This window comes from Mesorhizobium sp. M7A.F.Ca.CA.004.12.1.1 (assembly GCF_003997835.1).
Taxonomy (GTDB): Bacteria; Pseudomonadota; Alphaproteobacteria; order Rhizobiales; family Rhizobiaceae; genus Mesorhizobium.
In genome coordinates this window covers 1-4111 of record NZ_RZRK01000555.1, presented here as the reverse complement: position 1 = coordinate 4111, position 4111 = coordinate 1, and the positions used below count along the sequence as shown (strand labels likewise).

4 protein-coding genes are annotated in these 4111 nt (G+C 64.8%); all 4 read left to right on the top strand.

The genetic code is table 11. The annotated features are described in order from the left end of the window. Nucleotides 1-3 precede the first annotated feature (3 nt). Nucleotides 4-111 (top strand): FAD-linked oxidase C-terminal domain-containing protein, encoded by a 108-nt coding sequence (locus tag EN984_RS24880; RefSeq protein WP_281057325.1) that lies wholly within the window; start codon nucleotides 4-6, stop codon nucleotides 109-111. Nucleotides 112-206: 95 nt separating this feature from the next. Then, nucleotides 207-1877: a thiamine pyrophosphate-binding protein gene (locus tag EN984_RS24875; RefSeq protein ID WP_127267665.1), complete on the top strand. Its 1671-nt coding sequence runs from the start codon at nucleotides 207-209 to the stop codon at nucleotides 1875-1877. Next, nucleotides 1874-3967 carry a hydantoinase/oxoprolinase family protein gene (locus EN984_RS24870; protein WP_127272763.1) on the top strand — a complete coding sequence of 698 codons (2094 nt, stop codon included), beginning with the start codon at nucleotides 1874-1876 and terminating at the stop codon, nucleotides 3965-3967. Before EN984_RS24875 ends, EN984_RS24870 begins: the two co-directional genes overlap by 4 nt. After that, nucleotides 3964-4111 (top strand): hydantoinase B/oxoprolinase family protein (locus EN984_RS24865; RefSeq protein ID WP_164765623.1); only part of this gene is annotated, 148 nt, incomplete at its 3' end. The genes EN984_RS24870 and EN984_RS24865, both read left to right, overlap by 4 nt.

The window sequence follows — 4111 nt, the reverse complement described above, 5'->3', positions numbered from 1 at the left end:
CCATTGGAACGCGAACTCATGGCGCGGCTCAAGGATGCATTCGATCCACGGGACACGATGAATCCGGGCGTGCTGGTGCGCGCTGCCCGGCAAAGAAAAACTTTCGAATAGACGGCATTTCTTGATTTCGCCCCGAACCGCCTGCGTGCACCTATGAACCGAAGGCAGGCTCGATCGACCTGCCGCCAAAGTGAGGATGTCGAAGCATGATCCGCAATGGCGGCCGCCTTCTCGTCGAGTGCCTGATCGGGCTTGGCGCGACCAGGAGCTTCGGCGTGCCCGGAGAAAGTTATCTGGCCGTCCTGGACGCGCTGCACGACACGCAGGGAAAGCTGGACTACACGCTTTGCCGCAATGAAGGCGGCGCGGCGTTCATGGCCTCGGCCTACGGCAAGTTGACCGGCTCGCCAGGCATCTGTTTCGTGACGCGCGGCCCAGGCGCCACCAACGCCAGCATCGGCGTTCACACGGCCATGCAGGACAGTTCGCCGATGATCCTGTTCGTCGGCCAGGTCGGCACCGACATGAAGGGCCGCGAAGCGTTTCAGGAAATCGACTACCGGTCGGTGTTCGGCACGGTCGCCAAATGGGCGGTCGAGATCGACGATGTCGCGCGCCTGCCCGAGATTGTGGCGCGGGCATGGACGACCGCATTGACCGGACGACCTGGTCCCGTCGTGGTCGCGCTGCCCGAGGACATGCTGACCACCATGACCGAAGCGGCTCCGCTCAGCGCACCGGCGGCCATTTTCGAGCCGGCGCCGGCGCCGGAAGCGATCGCTTCGGCCTTCAGGCTGCTGGCCAAGGCCGAGAGGCCGGTCCTGCTCATGGGCGGCGCCAACTGGACCGTGGACGGACGCGCGGCGCTACAGGCTTTCGCAGAGGTTTCCGACATCCCTGTCGTGGCGGCCTTTCGCTATCAGGACCAGTTCGACAACCATTCGCCGGTCTTTGTCGGCGAGGCCGGCGTCGGCATGGTGGCGCATGTCAAAGCCCTGCTCCGCGACGCCGACGTGATCCTGGCCGTCAATGTGCGTTTTGGCGAGATGACCACGGACGGCTATACGCTGCTGTCCGTGCCGGTGCCGCGCCAGAAACTGATCCATGTCCATGGCTCCGATCGCGAGATCGGCAAGACCTATGTGCCGGCTATCGGTATCCATGCCGGGCCGAACGCTTTTGCCCGGGCGTTGACGCCCGTCAAAGGCGGCTGGGCGGACTGGCGCGCCGCGGCCCGCAAAGCCTATGAAGGGACATTCGGCGCGCCCGTCCAGCCCGGCCCGGTGGACATGGTGGAGGTCAGCGCCTGGCTGCGCGCAAACCTGCCTGCCGACGTCATTCTCACCAACGGCGCCGGCAATTTCACCGTCTGGCCGAACAAGTTCTTCAAGTTCGGGCCGGACGCACGGCTGCTCGCCCCGCAGTCTGGCGCCATGGGCTACGGCCTGCCGGCGGCAATTGCCGCCAAGGTTGCGTTTCCAGAACGCACGGTCGTCTGCTTTGCCGGCGACGGCGACTTCCAGATGAATTGCCAGGAACTCGGAACCGCTATGCAGGCTGGCGCGCAGCCGATCGTGCTGATCCTCAACAACGGCATCTACGGCACGATCCGCGCCCATCAGGAGCGCCACTATCCGGCGCGCGTTTCGGGCACGTCGCTCGAAAACCCTGATTTCGTGACACTGGCTAAGGCCTATGGCTTCCATGCCGAGCGGGTCGAGGCGACGCGCGATTTCGCGGCGGCGTTCGATCGGGCGCTCGGATCCGTGACGGGAGCGGTCCTCGACATCGCCATATCTCCCGAAGCGCTGACGCCCCGACAGACCCTTTCCCAGATGCGTGACGCCGCGCTCGCTTCCCAGAAGGCCAAGGCATGACCTCCAAAGACGACATCCGTCTCGGCGCGGACATCGGCGGCACGTTCACCGACGTCGCGCTCGACCTCAGGGGAACGATCTTCTCCACCAAGGTATTGACCAATTACGCGGCGCCCGAGCAGGCGATCCTGGACGGCATTGCCGTCGTCACGCGCGATGCCGGTATCGCGCTTGCCGAGATCGGCATCATCATCCACGGCACGACGCTGGCGACGAATGCGCTCATCGAACGCCGTGGCGCCAAGACCGCACTGGTCACCACCGAAGGGTTCCGCGATGTCATCGAGATGCGGACCGAAAACCGTTTCGAGCAGTATGACCTCGACCTGCAGCTGCCGGCGCCGCTAATCCCGCGCGAGCACCGTTTCACGGTAAAGGGCCGGATCGGTGCGGAAGGCCAGGAGCTTCAACCGCTCGACGAAGCCGCCCTGGAAGGCATTGCCGACCGGATCGCGGCCGGCGGTTTCGGCTCCGTGGCGATCGGCTTCATCCATGCCTACACCAACCCTGATCATGAGCGCCGGGCACGCGCTATCCTGTCCCGCAAGCTTACCATCCCGATTTCGATCAGCGCCGAAGTCTCGCCGCAGATGCGCGAGTTCGAACGCTTCAACACGGTCTGCGCCAACGCCTATGTGCGGCCGCAGATGGCGGACTATCTCGCGCGTTTCCAGACTCGCTTGAAGGAGATGGGCGCCGAGTGCCCGGTCTTCATGATCCATTCGGGGGGCGGTCTGATCTCGGTAGAGACGGCCTCGGAATTTCCCGTGCGCCTCGTTGAGTCCGGCCCGGCCGGCGGCGCCATCTTCGCCGCCGACATCGCCAGGCGATTCGGCCTGGAAAAGGTCGTCTCCTATGACATGGGCGGCACCACTGCAAAGATCTGCCTGATCGAGGATTATGCGCCGCGCACCGCCAGAACCTTCGAAGTGGCGCGTACCTATCGCTTCTGCAAAGGTTCCGGCATGCCGATCTCCATTCCCGTGATCGAGATGATCGAGATCGGCGCCGGCGGCGGCTCGATCGCCTGGGTCGACGCCATGGGCCGCATCCAGACCGGTCCCGAAAGTGCCGGATCGGAACCTGGCCCGGCCTGCTACGGCCGCGGCGGCAGGCGCCCGGCCATCACAGATGCCGACCTGGTGCTCGGCAAGCTCGATCCCGACAATTTCGCCGGCGGCGCCATCAGGCTGGACTCGCCCGCATCCGAACAGGCGATCCTGCGCGATGTCGGCGAACGCCTGTCGCTCGATGCCATGGCGACGGCCTTCGGCATCTGCGAGGTGGTGGACGAGAACATGGCCAATGCCGCCCGCGTCCATGCTGTCGAAAACGGCAAAAACATTTCCGACAACGTGATGATCGCCTTCGGTGGCGCGGCCCCGCTTCACGCCGCAAGGCTTTGCGAGAAACTCGGCATCGACCAGTGCATCGTCCCCAAGGGCGCGGGCGTCGGATCGGCGATCGGCTTCCTCAAGGCTCCGTTCGGCTACGAAGCCCTGGCATCCCGGCTGACGCGGCTGTCGCAGTTCAAGCCGGCCGAGGCCAATGCTTTGCTCGATGACCTCAAAGTGTCAGCCGAAAGCTTCGTGCGGGCAGGGGCCAACGGTACGATCACATGCGAAATCACCGCCTTCATGCGCTACGCCGGCCAGGGCTGGGAAATCCCCGTGCCGCTGCCGGACGAGCCGTTCGGCAATGATGCCGCAACCACGCTCGAGGATTTGTTCCAGGCGAATTACCAACGCTTCTTCGGCCGCGCCATCGAAGGACTTGGCGGCCTGGAAATCGAGATCGTCACCTGGTCCGTGAAGGCGACGGATGTCCGGCCTGCTGTCGCCAGGCACGAGCTGATCACCGGCAAGCGGACCACTCAGCCGGCAACAAGCCGCGCGGTGTTCGATCCGGCCAGCGGTGCGCCACGGACCTATGGCATCGTCGAACGGGAGGGGCTGTGCACCGGCGATCGGGTGGCAGGCCCGGTCATCATCGTCGAACGCGAGACGTCCACCGTCGTCACCACGAGCTTCGACGCCGTCATCCAGAGCGACGGCGCGATCCTTCTGATCCGCAAAGGCAGCCAGGCATGAGCGACATCAGTGAAATCCGCATGCAGGTCATGTGGAACCGGTTGATCTCGGTGGTCGAGGAGCAGGCCCTCACCTTGCTGCGCACGGCTTTCTCGACATCGGTGCGCGAATCCGGCGATCTGTCGGCAGGCGTGTTCGATCCCC

Excerpts from the sequence above, each read along its gene's own strand:
- EN984_RS24875 (WP_127267665.1), top strand. The coding sequence starts at position 207 with ATGATCCGCAATGGCGGCCGCCTTCTCGTCGAGTGCCTGATCGGGCTT.
- EN984_RS24870 (WP_127272763.1), top strand. The coding sequence starts at position 1,874 with ATGACCTCCAAAGACGACATCCGTCTCGGCGCGGACATCGGCGGCACG.